17 protein-coding genes, 1 tRNA gene and 1 pseudogene are annotated in these 22,598 nt (G+C 30.7%); 7 read left to right on the top strand and 12 right to left on the bottom strand.

Annotated features, from left to right (window positions below):
• The 11 genes and pseudogenes from ACY2RW_RS03170 to ACY2RW_RS03120 all read right to left on the bottom strand — a co-directional run bounded on the left by ACY2RW_RS03170 (nucleotide 1) and on the right by ACY2RW_RS03120 (nucleotide 10,084).
• Nucleotides 1-1,326, bottom strand: a complete 1,326-nt coding sequence (locus ACY2RW_RS03170) for a UDP-glucose dehydrogenase family protein (protein WP_490121252.1) — start codon at nucleotides 1,324-1,326, stop codon at nucleotides 1-3.
• Nucleotides 1,327-1,330: 4 nt separating this feature from the next.
• Nucleotides 1,331-1,762, bottom strand: a complete 432-nt coding sequence (locus tag ACY2RW_RS03165) for an adenylyltransferase/cytidyltransferase family protein (RefSeq protein ID WP_490121251.1) — start codon at nucleotides 1,760-1,762, stop codon at nucleotides 1,331-1,333.
• A gap of 25 nt (nucleotides 1,763-1,787) precedes the next feature.
• Nucleotides 1,788-2,472 (bottom strand): annotated as a pseudogene (locus ACY2RW_RS03160) (Gfo/Idh/MocA family oxidoreductase).
• Between the two features lie 159 nt (nucleotides 2,473-2,631).
• Nucleotides 2,632-2,706: transfer RNA gene (locus ACY2RW_RS03155), tRNA-Val, on the bottom strand.
• 58 nt (nucleotides 2,707-2,764) lie between these two features.
• Nucleotides 2,765-3,973 (bottom strand): bifunctional folylpolyglutamate synthase/dihydrofolate synthase, encoded by a 1,209-nt coding sequence (locus ACY2RW_RS03150; protein WP_490121250.1) that lies wholly within the window; start codon nucleotides 3,971-3,973, stop codon nucleotides 2,765-2,767.
• 57 nt (nucleotides 3,974-4,030) lie between these two features.
• Entirely contained in the window at nucleotides 4,031-4,855 is an 825-nt protein-coding gene (locus tag ACY2RW_RS03145) for an energy transducer TonB (RefSeq protein ID WP_490121249.1), read from the bottom strand.
• A 41-nt stretch (nucleotides 4,856-4,896) separates the two neighbouring features.
• Entirely contained in the window at nucleotides 4,897-5,289 is a 393-nt protein-coding gene (locus ACY2RW_RS03140; protein WP_490121248.1) for an ExbD/TolR family protein, read from the bottom strand.
• Between the two features lie 60 nt (nucleotides 5,290-5,349).
• The gene (locus ACY2RW_RS03135) at nucleotides 5,350-6,039 is read right to left on the bottom strand and encodes a MotA/TolQ/ExbB proton channel family protein (RefSeq protein ID WP_490121247.1); all 690 of its coding nucleotides are present in this window, start codon (nucleotides 6,037-6,039) and stop codon (nucleotides 5,350-5,352) included.
• Nucleotides 6,040-6,184: 145 nt separating this feature from the next.
• Nucleotides 6,185-7,597: a sodium:proton antiporter NhaD gene (gene nhaD / locus ACY2RW_RS03130; RefSeq protein ID WP_490121246.1), complete on the bottom strand. Its 1,413-nt coding sequence runs from the start codon at nucleotides 7,595-7,597 to the stop codon at nucleotides 6,185-6,187.
• A 10-nt stretch (nucleotides 7,598-7,607) separates the two neighbouring features.
• The gene (locus tag ACY2RW_RS03125) at nucleotides 7,608-8,840 is read right to left on the bottom strand and encodes a Glu/Leu/Phe/Val dehydrogenase dimerization domain-containing protein (protein WP_490121245.1); all 1,233 of its coding nucleotides are present in this window, start codon (nucleotides 8,838-8,840) and stop codon (nucleotides 7,608-7,610) included.
• 185 nt (nucleotides 8,841-9,025) lie between these two features.
• Nucleotides 9,026-10,084, bottom strand: a complete 1,059-nt coding sequence (locus ACY2RW_RS03120; protein WP_490121244.1) for an anhydro-N-acetylmuramic acid kinase — start codon at nucleotides 10,082-10,084, stop codon at nucleotides 9,026-9,028.
• Nucleotides 10,085-10,174: 90 nt separating this feature from the next.
• Between ACY2RW_RS03120 and ACY2RW_RS03115 the strand changes: the two genes are divergently transcribed.
• On the top strand, nucleotides 10,175-11,317 hold the full coding sequence (locus tag ACY2RW_RS03115; RefSeq protein ID WP_490121503.1) for an acyl-CoA dehydrogenase: 1,143 nt from the start codon (nucleotides 10,175-10,177) through the stop codon (nucleotides 11,315-11,317).
• 173 nt (nucleotides 11,318-11,490) lie between these two features.
• On the opposite strand, the gene ACY2RW_RS03110 is transcribed toward ACY2RW_RS03115, so the two are convergent.
• Complete coding sequence (locus tag ACY2RW_RS03110) at nucleotides 11,491-12,273, bottom strand: tRNA pseudouridine synthase A (protein ID WP_490121243.1); 783 nt, start codon at nucleotides 12,271-12,273, stop codon at nucleotides 11,491-11,493.
• A 268-nt stretch (nucleotides 12,274-12,541) separates the two neighbouring features.
• Between ACY2RW_RS03110 and ACY2RW_RS03105 the strand changes: the two genes are divergently transcribed.
• The 6 genes from ACY2RW_RS03105 (at nucleotide 12,542) to ACY2RW_RS03080 (ending at nucleotide 22,443) form a co-directional block, all read left to right on the top strand.
• Nucleotides 12,542-13,534: an outer membrane beta-barrel protein gene (locus ACY2RW_RS03105; RefSeq protein ID WP_490121242.1), complete on the top strand. Its 993-nt coding sequence runs from the start codon at nucleotides 12,542-12,544 to the stop codon at nucleotides 13,532-13,534.
• 23 nt (nucleotides 13,535-13,557) lie between these two features.
• Nucleotides 13,558-13,908, top strand: coding sequence for a P-II family nitrogen regulator (locus ACY2RW_RS03100; RefSeq protein WP_490121241.1), 351 nt, complete (start codon nucleotides 13,558-13,560; stop codon nucleotides 13,906-13,908).
• 6 nt (nucleotides 13,909-13,914) lie between these two features.
• Nucleotides 13,915-15,141, top strand: coding sequence for an ammonium transporter (locus ACY2RW_RS03095; protein ID WP_490121240.1), 1,227 nt, complete (start codon nucleotides 13,915-13,917; stop codon nucleotides 15,139-15,141).
• Between the two features lie 215 nt (nucleotides 15,142-15,356).
• Nucleotides 15,357-19,868, top strand: a complete 4,512-nt coding sequence (gltB, locus tag ACY2RW_RS03090; protein WP_490121239.1) for a glutamate synthase large subunit — start codon at nucleotides 15,357-15,359, stop codon at nucleotides 19,866-19,868.
• Nucleotides 19,869-19,872: 4 nt separating this feature from the next.
• Nucleotides 19,873-21,336 (top strand): glutamate synthase subunit beta, encoded by a 1,464-nt coding sequence (locus ACY2RW_RS03085; protein WP_490121238.1) that lies wholly within the window; start codon nucleotides 19,873-19,875, stop codon nucleotides 21,334-21,336.
• A gap of 123 nt (nucleotides 21,337-21,459) precedes the next feature.
• Nucleotides 21,460-22,443 (top strand): DNA topoisomerase IB, encoded by a 984-nt coding sequence (locus tag ACY2RW_RS03080; RefSeq protein ID WP_490121237.1) that lies wholly within the window; start codon nucleotides 21,460-21,462, stop codon nucleotides 22,441-22,443.
• The last annotated feature ends 155 nt before the right edge of the window (nucleotides 22,444-22,598 follow it).

The raw sequence follows: 22,598 nt of genomic DNA, 5'->3' as shown, positions 1-22,598 counted from the left end.
TTAGATTTTTCCTATTTGATAGTATTCGAAACCGTTTTCAACTAAATTAAAAGCGTTGTATTGGTTTCTACCATCAAAAATAATAGGGAACTTTAATTGTGCTTTTATTTCATTAAAATCTGGTGACCTAAACTCCTTCCATTCTGTTAACAGTATAAGTGCATCTGCTTCTTTTAGAACTTCATATTTTGACTCAAAATATTCAATATTTTTCATCTCTTTAAAGTATAGGTTTTTTGCTTTTTTTATTGCTTTAGGGTCATAAGCCTTGACTTTAGCTCCTCTTTTAACTAATTCATTTACTGTATTAATTGATGGTGCTTCACGCATATCATCTGTACCAGGTTTAAATGCTAAGCCCCAAAGTGCAAAAGTACGTCCAGAAAGGTTTTCTCCAAATTTTTTTATTATTTTGTTTACAATTACTAATTTTTGAGTTTCATTTATTTTCTCTACAGCTCTAATTAAATTAGCTTTATATCCATAATCTTCTGCAATTTTATCTAAAGCTTTTACATCTTTTGGAAAACAGGATCCTCCATACCCTACTCCTGGATAAATAAAACTATAGCCTATTCTTTTATCAGACCCAATACCTAGTCTTACTTTATTAACATCTGCCCCTACTTTTTCACAAATATTAGCTATTTCATTCATAAAAGAAATTTTTGTAGCTAACATTGTGTTTGCAGCATACTTTGTCATTTCAGCAGAACGAACATCCATTGTAATAAATCTATCATAAGTTCTAAAAAAAGGAGAGTATAATTGCTTCATTTTATTGAAAGAAAAATCTGAATCTGCACCAATGACTACTCTATCTGGCTTCATAAAGTCATTAATAGCAGAACCTTCTTTTAAAAATTCTGGATTTGAAACTACTTTAAAATTTATATCTATTTCTCTTTTGTCTAATTCTGATTTAATAATGAATTGAACTTTGTCTGCTGTTCCAATTGGGACAGTTGATTTATTAACTATTATTATATCTTTTCTTAGTGATTTTCCAATAATTTTGGCAACTTCAAAAACATCTTTCAGATCTGGAGAACCATCTTTTAACATTGGTGTACCTACTGCAATAAAAATTATTTCGCAACTATTTAGAGTTTCTTTTAAATTGGTTGTAAAAAATAAATTTTTATTTTTTAAGTTCTTTAAAATTAAAGATTCCAAACCTGGTTCAAAAATAGGAACAACACCTTTTTCTAAACCTTTTATTTTATTCACATCACTATCTACACAAATAACCTTGTTTCCCATTTCAGAAAAACATGCCGCAGAAACTAATCCAACATAACCAGAGCCTACAATAGAAATATCCATATATTTAAGAGATACTTTTTTTAAAATTTTCCTTTTCTCGTACTTCTTTTCTTAATCCACTACTAGAAAAACGATGTTCTCTTTTATTAAAATACAGTTCAATTTCTTTTTCTTCACAATATTCTCTTCCTGTAAATTTTTTCTTTTCATATTCATCTCCAATAATTCTTACATCATTCTTAAAAGACCTTAAAACATCTTCTAAATCCTGTTCTGTTGCATAGGGTACTATTTCATCTACAAACCTGCATCCTTTTAGCTGAATATACCTTTCAACTACTGACTGTATTGGTTTGTTTTTTTCTGGCCTATCAATTGTAGGGTCTGTCTGTAAACCACAAATTAAGTAATCACATTCTCTCTTGGCTTCTTCTAACATTTTAATGTGACCTGCATGTAGCAAATCAAAAGAACTAAATGTTATACCTATTTTCATGTTTTTTTTTGCAAATATAGTTTATTTATTTACTTAAAAAAGGGTGTTTTTCTCCGGTTTTCAGTATCTGTCCATTTCTTATATCATGAACAATTTTTATAGATTTTTTTACTTCTTCAAGTCCAAAACCTTTATTATTAAGAATTTCTTTGTAGCTTTTAATATGTAAATCTTTAAAACCTTCACTAAATTCTAACTCCTCTTTATCAATAGAAATTGATCTAAAGGTTCTTTGATTATTTTGCCTAATTTCTTTTGGCAAATCATTTTCATCAATAGATAAAAACCAACGAACTCTTGCTTTTTCAAATTCTAAATAACCAGCTGCTCTATGTTTTTCTATTAAATAAACAAAATTTTCTTGAACATCTCCTAAAATCCAAGAAAGCATATCATAGAAATGAACTCCAATATTTGTAGCTATTCCTCCTGACTTACTTTCATCTCCTTTCCAAGAAATGTCGTAACATTTTCCTTTAGAAGTAATGTAAGTCAAACCTATATCGTATTTTTCTTTTTAATTTCTCTATATGCCGATCAAACCTTTCAAACTCAACAAAAAAATCTGCATTTGGAAAATAACTATCCATAAAACCAACACTGTCAAACTTATCAAGCGCAGCAATTAAGTTATTATCTGTATCTTTTATTGCTTTTAAATGTCTTGGAGCAATATAACCTGCTGCTCCAATTAAGGCAAAATTTTTCATTTCTTACAGATATTTATTTTCTAAAAAATCAATATTCATTAATTCTAATTTGGATTCTTTTTCAAAAAGCGAATGTACGAAAAATAGCATTATAAGTAATACCAAAATAAAATGGTAAACAAAAAAAAAATCCTCCACAAATTGTGAAGGATTTTGAAGTGGGCAATAAGGGATTCGAACCCCTGACCCCTTGGGTGTAAACCAAGTGCTCTGAACCAACTGAGCTAATTGCCCTTAGCGGATGCAAATATAAAGTGCTTTTTCATTTCTACAAAGAAAAATGAACTTTATTTTAAATAATTTCGGCAACAACAAAAGTACTCCCTCCAACATAAATTGTATCTTGTTGATTTGCATTTAGTAAGGCATTTTTTAAAGCTTTTTTTACTGATGAAAATTTTTCACCAAATAAATTAAAATGAAACGCTTTTTTACACAATTCTTCTTCAGAAAGCCCTCTTGGGATATTTGGTTTGCAAAAATAGTATTGCGCATCAACAGGAAATAATGGCAAAACATCCTCTAACTTTTTATCTGAAACAACTCCTAAAACAATATGTAATTTTTTAAAAGGTTCTTTTTTTAGTTGATTCATAACAATACTTAATCCATCTTTATTATGGGCTGTATCACAAATTACTTTTGGTTTTTCTTGTAAAATTTGCCATCTTCCTTTTAAGTTGGTGTTTTTTACGACATTTAATAATCCGTTTTTAATATTTATTTTAGATATTGAAAAACCATTTAAATGTTTTAAAGCTTGTACTGCTGTTTTAGAATTATTTTTTTGATAATCTCCTAACAAACCTGTTTGATAATTTTCTAGACTATCTGATGCAAAAAATAACTTTGAATCTGTTTCATTGGCTTTTTTTAGAAAGACCTCTTTGACTTCTACTTGTTTTTCTCCAACAACAACAGGAATGTTTTTTTTAATAATACCCGATTTTTCAAAAGCTATTTCTGGTAATGTTTCTCCTAAAAACTGTGTATGATCTAAGCCAATATTGGTTATTACAGAAACCTCTGGAGTAATAATGTTTGTTGAATCTAACCTACCTCCCAAACCAACTTCAATGATAGCAATATCTACTTTTTCTTTTGCAAAATAATCAAAAGCTAAACCTACTGTCATCTCAAAAAAAGAGAGTTTTTGTTTCTCTAAAAAAAGCTTATTCTTTTTAATAAAGGAAGTTACTTTTCGTTTCGGAATTTCTTCACCATTAACTCTAATTCTTTCAGTAAAATTTTTTAAATGTGGTGAGGTGTACAACCCAACTTTATAACCAGCTTCTTGCAAAATTGAAGCTAACATGTGACTTGTAGACCCTTTCCCATTGGTACCTCCAACATGAATAGACTTGAATTTTCTTTCAGGAAAACCCAATTCTTTAGAAAATGCTATAGTATTTGTTAAATCTTTTTTGAATGCAGTTTTACCTTCTCTTTGATACATTGGTAATTGCGCAAACATCCAATTTAAAGTTTCTTTGTAAGTCATAATTTTAATATGAGTTTCCTGCTTATACAGGAATGACAGAAACGCAAAAATACATGATTATTTAGAGAGAGAAAATTTATAAATGATAGTTCCTGTTTGTTTAGAAGGAGCTTTTTCATCTACATTCCACTTAGTCTTTAGAGCTGCAGCTTTAGCTGGTTTTAACAAACAAGCTGCAGAATTTGTAGTGCCTTTTACTCCTGGTAGAGCATAAATAACTTTACCAGATTTATCTACTTGAATTCTTACTACAACAATACCTTCTTCTTGGCAATCTGGTTGCTCTTTGGGTTTAGACAATGCTTTTCTACCTGCTAAATTATAATTTCCTCCAGAGCCATTTCCTGTATTTCCATAATATTTAGATGACTCTGCATCTCCTTTTTCTTTTCCTTTTACACCAGGTTTTAAATCATCTCCTTCTCCTTTTGGTTTTCCATCAGAAGAGTTGCCATTTAATAAATTATTTAACGCATCTTGATTTTCTTTAGAAGGCTTAGGTTTTGACTTTTCTTTTGGTTTTTCTTTTTTTATTTCTTTCTTTTCTATTTTTTTAACCTCTTTTTTCTTTTCTATAACAGGAACATCTTTATCTGTGTCATTTGTAATCACCTCCTCTTTAATAATTTCTTTAGGAGTTTCTTTCACCTCTTCAATCACCTTTTGTTTTTCTATAACTTTTGGAGTAGCAACTTTTTTAGTTTTAAAAACTGGCTCTCCACTACCAACTTCCGAATTTCCAAAATTAATTGCCAAACCATATTCTTCTGGTGGATCTAAATATTGCATTCCGTAGTTTAAAATTCCGAAGATTAAAAACATCAAAATTATAGCAGTAATTACTGCTGATTTTCGCTTATGTCTTGTGTTTAAAAATTCCATTTTATATTTAGATTCCTGCTTTTGTAGGAATAGCACTTTTGTTATTTACCTTTTACAGCTAAAATCATTTTTAATTTATTTTTATTAGCAATATCTATTACTTTCATCACGTTTTTGTAAGGAACATCTTTATCACCTCTTATAACAATAGTTTTCTTTTTATCTGCACCTATGCTTCTTAAAATTTCACTTTCTAATTTTGACGAACTTACTTTTGTCTTATCAATATAAAATAATGATTTGTTAGTTATTGTTACTGCAACAGATTTATTATTTTCTGTTTTACCTCCAGCTTTTGGCAATAAAACATCTATGGCACTTACTGTTACCAAAGTTGATGTTAACATAAAAAATATCAGCAATAAAAAAACAATATCTGTCATTGAAGACATATTAAATGTTGGGTCTACTTTATTTCTTCCTCTTAGATTCATGTTTCGTGTTCAAAATTTAAAATTCAATGTTCAATGTTCAAAATTTAAGTCTTGAACCCTTTATACTGGCTCGTTTAACAAATCTAAAAACTCGACAGATTTTGCCTCCATTTGATACACCACTTTATTAGTTCTTACCACTAAATGATTATAAGTTATGTATGATATAATCCCTACAATTAGACCTGCAACTGTTGTTGTCATTGCTGTATACAATCCATCAGAAAGCATCTTTATATCTATTTGACCACCTGCATTTGCAATTTCATGTATGGCAACTATCATCCCTATAACTGTTCCTAAAAAACCAATCATTGGTGCTGCTCCTGCAATTGTTGCTAAAACACTTACGTTTTTTTCTAATTGATAAATTTCTAATTTACCAGCTGTTTCAATTGCAGTATTTATATCTTCTAAAGGTTTTCCTATTCTAGAAATTCCTTTTCCTATTAATCTTGCTGTTGGAGTATTTTTGCTTTTACAAAGCGCGTCTGCAGATTCTAATTTACCATTAGAAACATAATCTTTAATTTGATTCATAAAGTTTTTATCTACTTTAGAAGCAGATTTTATAGCAAAAAAACGTTCGAAATAAATATACAGACCAACTGCTAATAAGATAAAAAGAATAGCAATTATAATTTGCCCTCCTAAACCACCATCCATTATTAATTTATAAATAGACAATGTTTTTTCTTCTGGTATAGCTTCTTCTAAAATTTCTTTGTTTTCTTGAAAAAATGACAACATTCAATTTCTTTTTTTATGTTCTACTCTTTTAACGAGGATTCTCTTTTTAAATTGTTTCAAATAAAAGAATCCATTTTATTTAAATCAAAAAAAATGCCACTTTGTTAGTTTACAAAATGACATTTTCTAATTTGTTATTATTTAATTAAAATAGCGTTCTAGTTAACATAAATGTTGCAGAACCTACCACAAAACCAATTAATGCTAACCAAGATATTTTTTTTAAGTACCAGAAAAAATCTATTTTTTCCATACCCATAGCTACAACACCAGCAGCAGAACCAATAATTAACATAGAACCTCCAGTACCCGCAGAAAAAGCTATAAAATGCCACAACTCATTATCTAAAGGTTCAGAAAACATTCCTAAACTTGCTGCAACTAATGGTACATTATCTATAACTGCAGAACCAACACCTAATAACATAACCACTAAATCTGAAACACCTGTTACACCTTCTGAATGCATTTCTGTTCCCATCATAGGTACACTTTCTTGTAATGTAGAGGCAAAGTTAAATAAAATACCTAAAGACTCTAGAGCTGCAACTGCCATTAATATTCCTAAAAAGAAAAGTATACTTGGCATTTCTATTTTTGATAACGAAGCATGAACTGGACTGTGATGCGCCCCTAAAGAGTGTTCATCTGCTTGCTCTCCCTCTACACTTGAAATAGAAAATTTAGAATTACTATAAATTTCTGCAAAAGTTGCTACAATACCTAAAGACAACATCATACCAACGTAAGGTGGTAAATGTGTTACTGTTTTAAAAATTGGTACAAATAAAATAGCTCCTAATCCTAAATATAACATTCTTGCACTATGTGGACTTTTTGGTTTCTCTACTTCATTTTCATCAAAATCTATCTCTCCTTTAAAAGCCGGTAAAAAAGAAGCAATAAAAGTTGGTACCACCATACAAAGTAGAGATGGTAGTAATAAGTATTCTATTAACTTTAGTGTGGTTACTTTTTTACCAATCCAAAGCATTGTAGTAGTAACATCTCCAATAGGAGACCAAGCTCCACCAGCATTTGCTGCAATTATAATTAAACCTGCAAACCAAATTCTTTCTTCTCTTGTTTTTACAATTTTCTGTAAAATAGAAATCAATACAATAGTAGCTGTTAAATTATCTATAATAGCAGATAGTATAAATGCTAGAACAGCAAACATCCATAACAATTTCTTTTTACCTTTAAAATTTACATAACCTTTAATGGTAGAGAATCCATCAAAATAATCGATAATTTCTACAATTGTCATTGCACCTAAAAGAAAAACTAAAATTTCTGCTGTTTTACCTAAGTGATGCAACAAAGTTTCTTCAACTAAATGTAATTTATCATCATGCACCATTGATGCAAAACCATCAACTAAACCATGATTTTCGGAATCAAACCAATTAGAAAAATTATCAACTCCAAGAGCGACTAAAGCCCAACAGACTGCCATCATAATTAAGGCAGGGATTAATTTATCTAATTTTAAATTGTGTTCTAAAGTAATGGCTAAATAGCCCATTACAAAAACGATGATAATTACTGATTCCATATATACTAGTTTAAATTAGTTGTTTTAGTGCGATTTCGAATGCTGTTGAACAAATTTTTGTTTTAGAAGCACTCTTTTTAAATGTTTTTTGCAATGCTTTTTTAATAATATTAGAGGTATCTTTAAATATAGCCTCATCTTGCATAGGTAATTCTACTTTTGCTTCCATTAAGTAAGCAAAAACTCTTGCAATACCACAGTTTGATATAAAATCTGGTAATAAACTTAAGTGGCTATCTGTATACTCCATAATTGGCCCAAAGAAAATTTCTTTATCTGCAAAAGGCACATTTGCTCCAGGAGAAATTACTTCTAAACCTGTGTCTATCATTTGTTGAACTTGTTCTTGAGAAACCAATCTAGAAGCTGCTGCAGGAATAAAAATTTCTGCTGGTAAACTCCAAATTTTTTGATTAATTTCATCAAAAGGAATCATATTTTCAGACACTAATTTATTTCCATCTTTAGATAAAAATAAATTGGTCATTTCTTCCATAGAAAATCCTTCTTCATTAATCAAACCTCCATCTCTATCTATAATTCCAACAACTTTTGCACCTAATTGTGTTAGATAATAAGCTGCTGCAGAACCCACATTTCCAAAACCCTGCACAATTGCTCTTTTACCTTTTATTTCTCCACCATAAATGTTGTAATAGTGTTTAACAGCTTCTGCAACCCCATAACCTGTTAACATATCTGCAACTGTATATTTTTTAGACAAATCTGGAGAGAACTTTTTGTCTTCAATTACTTTTATTACTCCCATTCGTAGCTGACCAATTCTATTTATTTTATCTGCTTCAGATGGTTTAAAATGTCCATTAAAAATACCTTCTTGCGGATGCCAAACTCCACAACTTTCTGTAATTGGAATTACATCCTTATCTGCATCTACGTTTAGATCTCCTCCTGTACCATAATAATGTTTTAAAAGTGGAGTTACTGCTTTGTACCAACGTTCTAAAACACCTCTTTTTCTAATATCATTTGGATCAAAATTTATTCCAGATTTTGCACCTCCAATTGCTGGTCCAGAAACTGTAAATTTTACCTCCATTGTTTTTGCTAAAGACAAAACTTCATTCATATTTAAGCCTTTTCGCATTCTTGTACCTCCACCAGCAGCTCCACCTCTAAGCGAGTTTATAACTGTCCAACCTTCTGCATCTGTTTCTTGATCTTTCCAATGAAAAACAATTTCTGGCTGCTTGTTTTCGTATATTTTTAATAATTCTTTCATTTCTAATTTTGATAATTTTTCAACTTATGGTTTTCTTTTTTCTGATACAATTTTCTTCGAAATTAAAATTAGAGAAGTTAAAGTTGATTCATTCTTAAAAGTGATTTTAGAGTTATTATTTTATACGTTGTAGTACACACAAATTTACAGTAAAAAAATGACTGCTCAAATTTTTTATTAAATTCCTAAGGATAAAAAATAACCCCAGAAGAATGATCTTTTTTAGCTCCAGTTACTGATGACAAGCAATTTAACTGATTATCAGACTTTAACAATCCTAAAAAAGCAAAAATAAGCGCTTCTTTAAAATCAATTAATTCTCTACTTGAAAGCTTAATATTGATATTTGAATAATATTCAATCCGTTTCATTAAAAAAAGATTAAAAACACCTCCCCCAGTTACTAAAACAGAATCGTCATCGATAATTATTTTACTTATTTGCATGGAAATATGCTCTACAAAAGTTCTTAAAATGGATGGTATTTTAGCTTCGTTTTTATCAATTATTGGAAAAATTTCTTTTTGAACCCATTCCAAACCTAATGATTTGGGTGGTTTTTGCTGATAAAAGTCTAGTGAATTTAAATCATTTAAAAGTTTTTGATTAATTTCTCCTTTAGATGCTATTTCTCCAAATTCATCATACTCAAGACCTAATTTATTTGCGTAAAAATTTAACACAATATTTACAGGACAAATATCAAAAGCAATTCTTTTTCCATCCTTTTTAAAGGAAATATTTGAAAACCCACCTAAATTTAAACAAAAATTATAATCAGCAAAAAGGAGTTCATCACCAATAGGAACCAAAGGTGCTCCTTGACCACCTAATCTCACATCTTGTGTTCTAAAATCGCAAATTACTTTTTGGTTTGTGAGATTTGCTATTGTTTGCCCATCACCAATTTGCAATGTAATCCCCTTATTTGGCTCATGCAATATTGTATGTCCATGAGATGCTATAAAATTGATAACTTTAATTTCATTTTTAACTATAAAGCTATGAATCACTTTCGCTAAATAAGCACCATATTTAATGTCTAAATCTTTTAATTCTTCAGAAGAAAAATGGATTGCATTTTGTAAAGTGTTTTTCCAATCTTCTGGATACGAAATAGTTTGTGTATTTAAAATTTTAAAATTTTTATAATTTTTTTTATCAAATTTTACATAAATTAAATCCACACCATCCAAAGACGTTCCAGACATTAATCCTACAACAAAAACCTTACTTTTATTCATATATGTAAAAATAACAAAACTCTATTGAAAATATGTTACGAAATCGATATCTTTACAGCCTTAAATTACGAATATAATAAAAATACATTTATGGATTTTGGTTTAACAGAAGAACACTTAATGATTAGAGATGCTGCAAGAGATTTTGCACAAACAGAATTATTACCTGGTGTTATAGAAAGAGATAACAAACAAGAATTCCCAAACGAACTTGTTAGAAAAATGGGTGAACTTGGTTTTTTAGGAATTATGGTAGATCCAAAATATGGAGGAAGTGGAATGGATGCTATTTCTTACGTATTAATTATGGAAGAACTTTCTAAAATTGATGCTTCTGCTTCTGTAATTGTTTCCGTAAATAACTCTTTAGTTTGCTATGGTTTAGAAGCCTATGGTAACGAAGATCAAAAACAAAAATATTTAACAAAATTAGCTACAGGTGAATTTGTTGGTGCATTTTGTTTGAGTGAACCAGAAGCAGGATCTGACGCAACTTCACAAGCAACAACTGCAGAAGATAAAGGCGACCATTATGTAATTAACGGAACAAAAAACTGGATTACTAGTGGTGGGCGCGCAGACGTTTATTTGGTAATTGCGCAAACAGATAGAGCTAAAGGACATAGAGGAATTAATGCTTTTATTGTAGAAAAAGGAACAGAAGGTTTTCATATTGGACCAAAAGAAGATAAATTAGGAATTCGAGGTTCAGACACACACACCTTACAATTTAACGATGTAAAAGTACCTAAAGAAAATAGAATTGGAGAAGATGGTTTTGGTTTTAAGTTTGCAATGAAAACACTTTCTGGAGGTAGAATTGGTATCGCTGCACAAGCATTAGGTATTGCTTCTGGCGCTTATGAATTGGCTTTAAAATACTCTAAAGAACGTAAAGCTTTCGGAACAGAAATTTGCAATCACCAAGCAATTGCCTTTAAATTAGCAGACATGTATACAGAAATTGAAGCTGCAAGAATGTTAGTTATGAAAGCTGCTTGGGACAAAGACCAAGGTAATAATTACGATATGTCTTCTGCAATGGCAAAATTATACGCAAGCAAAGTAGCTATGGAACAGACTGTAGAAGCTGTTCAAATTCATGGTGGAAATGGTTTTGTAAAAGAATACCATGTAGAACGCTTAATGCGTGATGCAAAAATTACACAGATTTATGAGGGAACTTCAGAAATTCAGAAAATAGTAATTTCAAGAGGCGTTATAAAAGGATAAAATTTTGTCTGTTCAAGCGCAGTCGAGAACTATATATAAATCCATCTTTTTAAAAGTTGGATTTTTTATTTTGGGCGTGTTTTTGTAAAAAACAAAAAACGCGCTATCCACTATATCTCTGAAACAAGTTCAGAGGATGTCGTTCCTATCGCTCACGCAGGCTTATCTACCAACTATAGTTCCAATTCAATATTATAGAGTTGTAAACCAGATGCAGGCGCAATATTTCTCATAAACATTCTATCATTATCTTCTTTTAAAGAAGCTTTGATAAAATTTAAATCTAAATTTCCTTTACCAACCTCAAACAAAGTCGCCATCATTAATCGAATTTGATACCGTAAAAAACCTTTTCCTTTCACCTTTAATATATAAGATTTATCAGGAAAAAAATTTGCAGTTAAAATATCGTTTTCTACTATTTCGCAAGAATCAATTATCCTTTTAAAAATTGTATTTACAGATGGCTTCGTACAATATTTATGAAAATAATGTTCTCCCTTAAAAAGTTTTGCAGCTTTTATCATTGTTTCAATATCTAAAACATCATTAACAGAAACCATAAAAGGTGCAGCAAACGGATGGTTCTTTCCATCAAAAGAAAAATAATAATGATACTCCTTAATTTTCGGGGCATTTATAATATTATAACTTCTTGCAACTTTATCAATAGAAAGCGCTCTAAAATCAGAAGAAAAATTTGAGTTTAAAGAAATCAAAAAATCAGCTTCTTCAATTTCATCAACTATAAATAGCTGTAAATAATAAGAATTTGCAGAAACCTTAGCATCTGTTCTACCAACACCAATGGTTTTAAAAGAAACATCTTTTAAAACATACAATAATGTTTTATCTACCATTTCATGCAAAGCTTTAGAATTGGTTTGTTTTTGCCAACCAGAAAATCGAAATCCTAAAAATTGAAGCTTAATGATATAAGAAAATGGGTATTTCATACTTCAAAAATACAATAAAATGAACTTTTTTTTCAGAAAGTGCATTTTTATCGATATCATAAAATTATGTGTTATTTTTTAAAAAACCCTATTTTTTAAATACTTTAAAAATTATAAAATGAATTATTATTATTTATACCCCCTATTTTTTTAGGGCATTAACTTTAAAAATACCCTATTTACAAAAACACCCCCTTGTTTATTTAAATTTAATATATACATTTGACCCGTTCAATAAAAACAAAACACAACTAAAAGAACAATTATCATGAAGAAAATTATTTTTACTTTATTATTAGCAAGTAGTTTAATAATTACTGCACAGGAAAAAGAAGAAAAAGGAACTTTTACATTAAGTGGAACTGTAGATGTTTATGGAACTACAAATTTTGTAGATGGCTCTGGAACTCCTGGTATATTAATTGCCAACCCACAAAATGCAAATGGTTTTGGTTTAGGGTTTGCTAATACCGTTTTTGCATATCAAAAAGGAAAAGCTGGAGTTATTGCAGATATTGCATTTGGACCTAAAGCAGACGATGCAAACTTAGCTGGTGCAATAAACCAATTATATGCTTATTATAGAGTTAGCGAAAAAGTTACAATTACTGCTGGTCAGTTTAACACTTTTTTAGGGTATGAAGTTATTTCTCCTGCTGCAAATTTTAACTACACAGTTTCTTACTTATTTAATGCTGGACCATTTTCTCATACTGGTGTAAAATTAGATTACGCAGCTTCAGAAGATTTATCTTTAATGTTAGCAGTAACAAACTCACATGCAATATCTAGTGCAGATGGTAATGTTGGTGGTGAAATGCAATTGGGTGCTCAGGTTGGTTATAAAGGCCAGTACTTAAATTTTATTTATGGAGGTGTAGATGGAAGTGGAATTACTGATAATATTTTTCTTGATTATACAGGAGGTTTTGATTTATCAGACACGTTCTATTTTGGAATAAATGCAGCGTATTCTCACTCTTCTGATGCAGATGCTGGCTACCAAGGAATTGCTTTGTATTTGCAAAATTCTTTTTCAGATACTTTTGCTTTAGGTTTTAGACCAGAATTTTTTCAAGCAAATGGAGCTTCAGACGCTAGTGTAACTGCATTTACCTTAACAGCTAATACTACTTTAACAGAAAACTTAAAATTAATTACAGATTTAAGATTAGACTCATCTAAAGATGGTGTTATAGAAGCTTTTCCTACAGAAAAAAGTGTAAGCGCTCTAACTATTGCAGCAGTTTACTCTTTCTAATATCAATTAAAAACTTAATAATTATGAAAAAAATAGAAGCAATCATTAGAAAATCAAAATTTTCAGCTGTAAAAGAGGCCTTACATAAAGTTGATGTAAACTTCTTTTCTTATTGGGATGTAACAGGTTTAGGTAACGAAAAAGAAGGTCATGTATATAGAGGTATAAGCTATAGTACAAGCGATATTCAAAGAAGATATTTATCTATAGTAGTGAATGATGATTTCGAAAAAATAACCATTAATGCATTACTTAAATCTGCAGCTACTGGAGAAGTTGGTGATGGTAAAATTTTTGTATCAGATATCACTGAAGCATATAGAATCAGAACAGGAGAAAAAGGAGGAGAAACTTTAAAGAAAATATCAAAATAAAAAAACATGGAATTACTTACAACAAATAATGTATGGATGATGATCTGTACAGCATTAGTTTTCTTTATGCACACAGGGTTTGCATTTTTAGAAATTGGCTTAACTAGACAGAAAAACACAATAAACATTCTATTTAAAAATATATTTATCATAACAGTAGGTTTATTATTATACTATATAGGTGGCTTTAACTTAATGTATCCAGGTTTTGCAGAAGACTCTATTGGCTTTATAGATTTTGCAGGTTTTGGTATTACACCACCAGAAAATGGTATGACTGCAGAATATGCAGATGGTGGTTACACTTGGTGGACAGACTTCCTGTTCCAAGGAATGTTTGCAGCAACAGCTGCTACAATTGTATCAGGTGCAGTTGCAGAACGAATGAAAATTGGTCCTTTTATGATTTTTACAATCATATATGTAGGTTTAGTATACCCTATTGTAGGTTCTTGGAAATGGGGTGGTGGTTTCTTAGACCAAATAGGATTCTATGATTTTGCAGGTTCTACATTGGTACATTCTGTTGGTGGATGGGCAGCATTAGTTGCTGTTTGGTTATTAGGTCCAAGAATTGGAAAATTCAAAAACGGAAAACCACAAGCAATACCTGGTCATAATATACCTTTAGCAACAGCAGGAGTTTTAGTACTTTGGTTAGGATGGTTTGGTTTTAATGGTGGTTCTGTATTGTCTGCAAACCCAGAGTCTACTTCTTTAACTTTAGTTACAACTTGTTTAGCTGCTGCTGCTGGTGGTGTTGTGGCTGCACTTGTATCTTTTATCAAATACAAAAACTTAGACTTAACTATGTTTTTAAATGGTATATTAGGTGGACTAGTAGGAATTACTGCAGGTGCAGATGTTATGACTCCTGAAAGCGCCATAATTATAGGAGCTATTGCAGGAGTATTAATTGTATTTGCTGTAAGTTGTGTAGATGCAATAAAATTAGATGATCCTGTTGGAGCAATTGCAGTGCACTTAATCTGTGGAGTTTGGGGAACTTTAGCTGTAGGTATTTTTTCTACGAATGCAGAACATACTTTCTTAACTCAATTAATAGGTGTTGCTTGTTATGCTGCATTTTGTTTAATAACTTCTTTCTTAATTATTTTTACTTTAAAGAAAACTGTTGGAATTAGAGTTAGCGAAAAAGAAGAACTAGAAGGTTTAGATGCCCATGAACATGGTATGGACGCATATCCAGATTTTCGTTTAAACGAACATTAATCACACTAAAAAACATAAATTTTACCTGCAAATTTGATCAGATTTGCAGGTTTTTGTGTTTTTTATGAATATGACAATATAATAACGTTTAATTATTATAATTGAATTATTTATACCCATATTTTATTTTCATCATAAAAATTATATTAAAAGCTTATAAACGCTACGTTTTTCTCAATAAAAAATATAAATTAGCCGATATAATTCAATAAAATATGGAGAAACAAGGCTTATATTTACCAGAGTTTGAACATGAAAATTGCGGTGCAGGATTTATCTGTAATTTAAATGGAGACAAGACAAATCAAATCATTCATGATGCTCTAGAAATCCTAGTAAAACTAGAACATAGAGGAGGTGTTAGTGCAGATGGAAAAACAGGAGATGGAGCTGGTTTATTAATAGACATTCCTCATGAATACTTTAATAGAGTTTGTAACTTTTCTATTCCTGAACAAAGAGAGTATGCTGTTGGAATGGTTTTCTTACCAAAAGCAAAAAATCAATATAATTTTTGCAAATCTACTTTTGAAAACGAAATAAAAGCACAAGGACTTTCTATTTTAGGATGGAGAGAAGTTCCTGTAGATTCTTCTCAACTAGGTCCAATTGCATTAGCATCAGAACCAAATATTGAACAAATTTTTGTAGCTAAAATTGAAGAATTAGATGAAGCTACTTTTAAAGCAAAACTATATGCTGCTCGTAAAATTGCAGAGCATAAAATAAGACAATCAAAAACTTCTGAAAGCGGATATTTTTACGTTTCAAGTTTATCAATAACAACCATTATATATAAAGGTATTATTATGCCTGAAGATATTGGTCCTTATTACAAAGATCTTCAAGAAAAAGATTTGGTAACACGTTTGGCATTAGTGCATCAACGTTTTTCTACCAACACTATGCCAACTTGGGAATTGGCACAACCATTTAGACACATGTGTCAAAATGGAGAAATTAATACTTTACGCGGAAACGTAAGTAGAATGCGTGTAAGAGAAGAAATCATGAAAAGTGATGTTTTTGGCCCGCAAATAGAAGAATTATTCCCAATTATTTTACCTGGAAAATCAGATTCTGCTTCTATGGACATGGTTGTAGAATTATTAACACATACTGGTCGTTCATTGCCAGAAATTATGATGATGATGATTCCTGAAGCTTGGGAAAAACACAAAACCATGTCTGCAGAACGTAAAGCTTTTTACGAATACAATGGTTGTATTATGGAACCTTGGGATGGTCCAGCTTCTGTACCTTTTACAGACGGAGATTATATTGGTGCTTTATTAGATAGAAATGGTTTAAGACCATCTAGATATACTGTAACAAAAAGTGGTAAATTAATCATGTCATCAGAAATTGGTGTGGTTGATGTTGCACCAGAAGATGTAAAAGAACATGGAAGATTAGAGCCAGGAAAAATGTTCTTGGTAGATATGAATGAGGGTAGAATTATTGGTGATGAAGAAATAAAAAGTAAAATTGTTTCAGAAAGACCCTATCAAGAATGGTTAGATAAAACACGTTTGCATTTAAAAGATGTTCCATATACAAGCGAAACTTGTCCAATAGAAACTATCGATATTAAAACACGCCAACGTTTATTTAATTACACTTTTGAAGATATTCAAGAAGTAATTACACCAATGGCACAAGTTGGTAAAGAAGCTTTAGGGTCTATGGGAATTGATACTCCTTTAGCAGTTTTATCTGATAGACCTCAATTAATTTCTAATTATTTTAAACAATTATTTGCACAAGTTACAAATCCGCCTTTAGACGGAATTCGAGAAAATATTGTAACAGACATCAGTTTAAATTTAGGAAAAGATAGAAATATTTTTAGCATAACAGAACGTCAATGTAGAAAATTAAGAATCCAGAACCCTGTAATTTCTAATGCAGATTTAGAAAAAATCAGAAATATAGATGTAGAGAGTTTCAAAACAGAAACTATTGAAATTTTATATCCAAAAGCACAAGGTTTAAATGGTTTGGAAGATGCTTTAGACGATATTATCATTCAAATTGAAAAAGCTCTAGAAAGAAAAACAAATATTATTATACTTTCTGATAGAGGTGTAAATCAAGAGTTAGCGCCAATACCAGCTTTGTTAGCTTGTTCGTATGTAAATCATCAATTAAATCGTTTAAGAAAACGTTCTTATTTTGATATAATTATAGAATCTGCAGAACCAAGAGAACCACATCATTTTGCAACTTTATTTGGTTATGGAGCAAGTGCCATCAACCCATATATGGTTAACGAAATCATCAGAATGCAAGTAAAAGAAGGCTTTATTACTGATATGGATGAGCAAAAAGCTGTAGATAATTTTAATACTGCAATAGGAAAGGGTATTTTAAAAGTGATGAACAAAATAGGAATCTCAACATTACATTCTTATAGAGGTTCTCAAATTTTTGAAATTGTTGGTTTTAACTCTCAATTTGTAGAAAAATATTTCCCATATACAGCTTCAAGAATAGAAGGTATTGGATTGTATGAAATTGAAAAAGAAATAGACCAACGTTATAAACAAGCATACCCTAACAAACAAATTGATAAAAACTTAGGACTAAATATTGGTGGAGATTACAGATGGAGAAGAAATGGCGAGCGTCATTTATTCAATCCAACTACAGTTGCAAAATTACAACAAGCGGTTCGTTTAAGCGATCAAGCAAGTTACGATGTGTATTCAAAAGCCATTAACGAACAAGCTGAAAATTTAATGACTATTCGTGGTCTGTTTCAGTTTGATAATTTAGATCCAATTCCTTTAGATGAAGTAGAACCTTGGACAGAAATTGTAAAACGTTTTAAAACTGGTGCCATGTCTTATGGCTCAATTTCTAGAGAAGCACATGAAAATTTAGCAATTGCAATGAACAGAATTGGAGGCAAATCTAATTCAGGTGAAGGTGGAGAAGATAGAAAACGTTTTCAAAAAGATATCAATGGTGATAGCAGAAACTCTGCTATAAAGCAAGTTGCTTCTGGTAGATTTGGAGTTACTTCTCACTATTTAACAAATGCAAGAGAAATTCAAATTAAAATGGCACAAGGTGCAAAACCTGGTGAAGGCGGTCAATTACCTGCACACAAAGTGTTACCTTGGATTGCAAATGCAAGAAATTCTACGCCTTTTGTTGGATTGATTTCTCCTCCTCCACATCACGATATTTATTCAATTGAAGATTTAGCACAATTAATTTACGATTTAAAAAATGCAAATCGTGAAGCAAGAATTAATGTGAAATTAGTTTCAGAAGTAGGTGTTGGAACCATTGCTGCTGGTGTTGCAAAAGCAAAAGCAGATGTAGTTTTAATTGCTGGTTATGATGGTGGTACTGGAGCATCTCCTTTAACATCATTAAAACATGCAGGTTTACCTTGGGAACTTGGTTTGTCTGAAGCACAACAAACTTTAGTAATGAATAATTTACGAAGTAGAATTGTTGTAGAATGTGATGGACAATTAAAAACGGGTAGAGATGTTGCAATTGCAGCATTATTAGGAGCAGAAGAATTTGGTTTTGCAACAGCTCCTTTAGTAGCTTCAGGTTGTATTATGATGCGTAAATGTCATCTTAATACATGTCCAGTTGGTATCGCAACTCAAGATAAAGAATTGCGTAAAAACTTTAAAGGAACTCCAGAACACGTCATTAATTTCTTCTATTATATTGCTGAAGAATTAAGAAAAATAATGGCAGAACTTGGTTTTAGAACATTGGCAGAAATGGTGGGTCAAACTCATAAAATCAATGCAAACAAAGCTATTAAGCATTACAAAGCAAAAGGTTTAGATTTATCAAGTATTTTACATAGACCAGTTGGTTACAACCATCTTCCTGTAAGAAATACAGAACAACAAGATCATAATTTAGAAGATGTTTTAGACTTTACTATCTTAAAAGACTCTCATAGAGCCTTGTATAGAAAAGAAAAAATGAATCTTTCTTACTCTATAAAAAACACAGATAGAACTGTTGGAGCAATTGTTAGTAACGAAATTTCTAAAATCTACGGTCATTTAGGTTTGCCTGAAGATACCTTAAATATTAATTTCACAGGTTCTGCAGGTCAAAGTTTTGGAGCATTTGGTGCTCATGGATTAACATTCATTTTAGATGGAAACACAAATGATTATTTAGGAAAAGGATTGTCTGGAGCAAAATTAATTATTAAAAAACCAGCAAAAGCAGATTTTATTGCAGAAAACAATATTATTATTGGTAACGTTTGCTTGTTTGGCGCTGTAAATGGTCAAGCTTTTATAAATGGAATTGCTGGAGAACGTTTTGCAGTTCGTAATTCTGGAGCAACTGCAGTTGTAGAAGGTGTTGGAGATCATTGTTGTGAATATATGACAGGTGGTAAAGTTATTGTATTAGGTAAAACAGGAAGAAATTTTGCTGCTGGTATGAGTGGAGGAATCGCTTATGTTTATGATCCAGAAAACAAATTTGTAAACGGTCTTTGTAATACTGAAACAATCGAATTTGAAGAAGTTTCAGATATGGATGCACTAGATTTAAAAACAACTATAGAAAAACACGTTTTATATACTGATAGTAAAAAAGGTGCTTCTTTATTAGATGATTGGGATACAAGTTTAAAAAACTTTGTAAAAGTAATGCCAATAGAATACAAAAAAGCATTAAAACGTATAGAAACAGAAGAACCAATGTTCGAAGAATTAACAAAAGCATAATGTCATGGGAAAAGTAACAGGATTTAAGGAATTTGAAAGACAAGATGAAAAATACGTTTCTGTAAAAGATCGTATAAAAAATTACAAAGAATTTACAGTTCCTCTTTCAGAAAAAGAATTGACAAAGCAAGGTTCACGTTGTATGGATTGTGGTATTCCTTTTTGTCACAGTGGTTGTCCACTAGGAAACCTAATTCCAGATTTTAATCACATGGTTCATCAAGGAGAATGGAAAAAAGCTTCTTGGATTTTGCATTCTACAAACAATTTTCCAGAATTTACGGGTCGCTTATGCCCAGCTCCATGTGAAAAATCATGTGTATTAGGTATTATTGAAGATCCTGTTTCTATTGAAAATATTGAGAAAAATATTGTAGAACGTGCTTTTAAAGAAGGATGGATTAAACCACAACCACCTAAAACAAGAACAGGAAAAACGGTTGCTGTTGTTGGTTCTGGACCTGCTGGTTTAGCTGCTGCACAACAATTAAATAGAGCTGGACATACAGTTACCGTTTTTGAAAGAGATGATGAGGTAGGTGGTTTATTACGATATGGAATTCCAAATTTTAAAATGGAAAAAGGAATTATCGATAGAAGAATTGCCATTTTAGAAGCAGAAGGGATAATTTTTAAAACCAACGTAAATGTTGGTGTTAATTATGATGTTAAAGATTTAAAAACTTTCGATGCTGTAGTTTTATGTGGTGGAGCAACTGAAAGAAGAAGTTTACCAACTCCTGGAATTGATGCAGATGGTGTTGTGCAAGCAATGGATTTCTTAACACAACAAACAAAGGTATTATTTAGTAAAGAAGTAAAAAACCAAGTAATGGCTACAGATAAAAATGTAATCGTAATTGGTGGTGGAGATACAGGAAGTGATTGTATTGGAACATCAAACAGACATGGTGCAAAATCAGTAGTTAATTTTGAAATTATGCCAAAACCTCCTGGACATCGATCACCAACAACTCCTTGGCCTTTTTGGCCTTTACAACTAAAAACATCATCTTCTCACAAAGAAGGTGTAGAACGTAATTGGTTAATAAATACCAAAGAATTTATAAAAGATGAAAACGGAAAATTAACCGCTTTAAAAACAGTAAATGTAGAGTGGAAAATGGTTCCAGGACAAAGACCTCAATTAATAGAAATTGAAGGTACTGAAAAAATTTGGCCTTGCGATTTAGCATTGTTAGCTCTTGGTTTTACAGGCCCAGAAAGTACTTTAGCTGATAAATTAGGAATAGATAAAGATGTTCGTTCAAACTACAAAGCAGAGTATGGAAAATACCAAACTAATGTTCCTAATATATTTACTGCTGGTGATATGAGAAGAGGACAATCTTTAATTGTTTGGGCAATTTCTGAAGGAAGAGAAGCTGCAAGACAAGTAGATATCTATCTAATGGGAAAATCAGAATTACCTTCAAAAGATATTACTGGAGATTTAGTTGCGATGTAACAATAATGGTCAATAATTAGTAAAGCTGTTTGTATTTAATTTACAAACAGCTTTTTTATTTGAGTTAATAATATTTTCATATCGATTTCATTTTTTTTCTAATTTAGTAGAAAATATCTCCAAATGTATTACAGAAAAAAACATGGCAAAGGTTTTACTTATGTTGATAATCAAAATCAAACTATAAAAAACAAAGAATTAAAAGAGTGGTTCAAATCATTAGTTATTCCTCCTGCTTGGACAGAAGTAGAAATTAGCTCAAAAAAGAGTGCTAAAGTTTTAGCTACAGGAAGAGATGATAAAAACAGAAAACAATATATCTATAATCCTAAATACATAGAAAAACGGGAAAAACAAAAATTTGACAGAATCCTAAATTTTGCAGATCAATTAGAACACATGAGACGTGTTACTGGCCAGCATCTAAGACAACAAGAACCGAGCAGAGAAAAAGTGTTGGCTTGTATGGTTCGTTTATTAGAAGCAGCCTACTTTAGACCTGGAAGTGATTATTATGCAAAAGAAAATGAAACGTATGGTCTCACCACAATGAGAAGCAAACATTTAACTATTAACGGAGAAGAGTTAACATTTAACTACATTGGTAAATCTGGAAAAGAACAAGAAAGACACATTATTGATAAAAAATTAGCTAAAACAGTAAAAGAAATTGATGATTTACCCGGTTATGAAATTTTTAAATTTATTGATGAAAATGGTATAAAACAGGATGTAAAAAGTGAACATTTAAATGAATACATAAAAGAAGTAATGGGTGAAGAATTTTCTGCAAAAGATTTTAGAACTTGGTCAGGAACAGTAATTGCAGCAATGGCATTAGATGAAATTGGTGCAATTGATAAAAAAGATCAAAAACTATTGGACAAAAATATCAAAAATGCAGTAGTCAAAGTAAGTGAACATTTAGGAAACACACCTTCAGTAGCAAGAAGCTCTTATATAGATCCAAGAATTATTGATGAATATATACATGGAAAAACTATAAAATATTTTCAAAATGAAATAAATCGACTACTAAAAAAGAATGAAAATTTATCACGTGAAGAATTAGGAGTTCTATGCATGCTAAAGAAAAAGTTAGACTAGACTCTCTACAGAAATTAAATTCTTAATTTTAAAACAAGGCTTAATGGCAAAAAATGGTTGGTAAAAACCTCTGAATCTCTTTGTAATACTGATTAAATTAAAAGTTTATTGAAACTGGTTTCAATAAACTTTTTTTGTTAGATGAAAACATCAAA

The sequence above is a fragment of the Polaribacter sp. 2305UL8-11 genome (assembly GCF_058147165.1).
The sequence above is the reverse complement of the archived record's forward strand: the minus strand, read 5'-3'. Positions and strand labels throughout refer to the sequence as shown.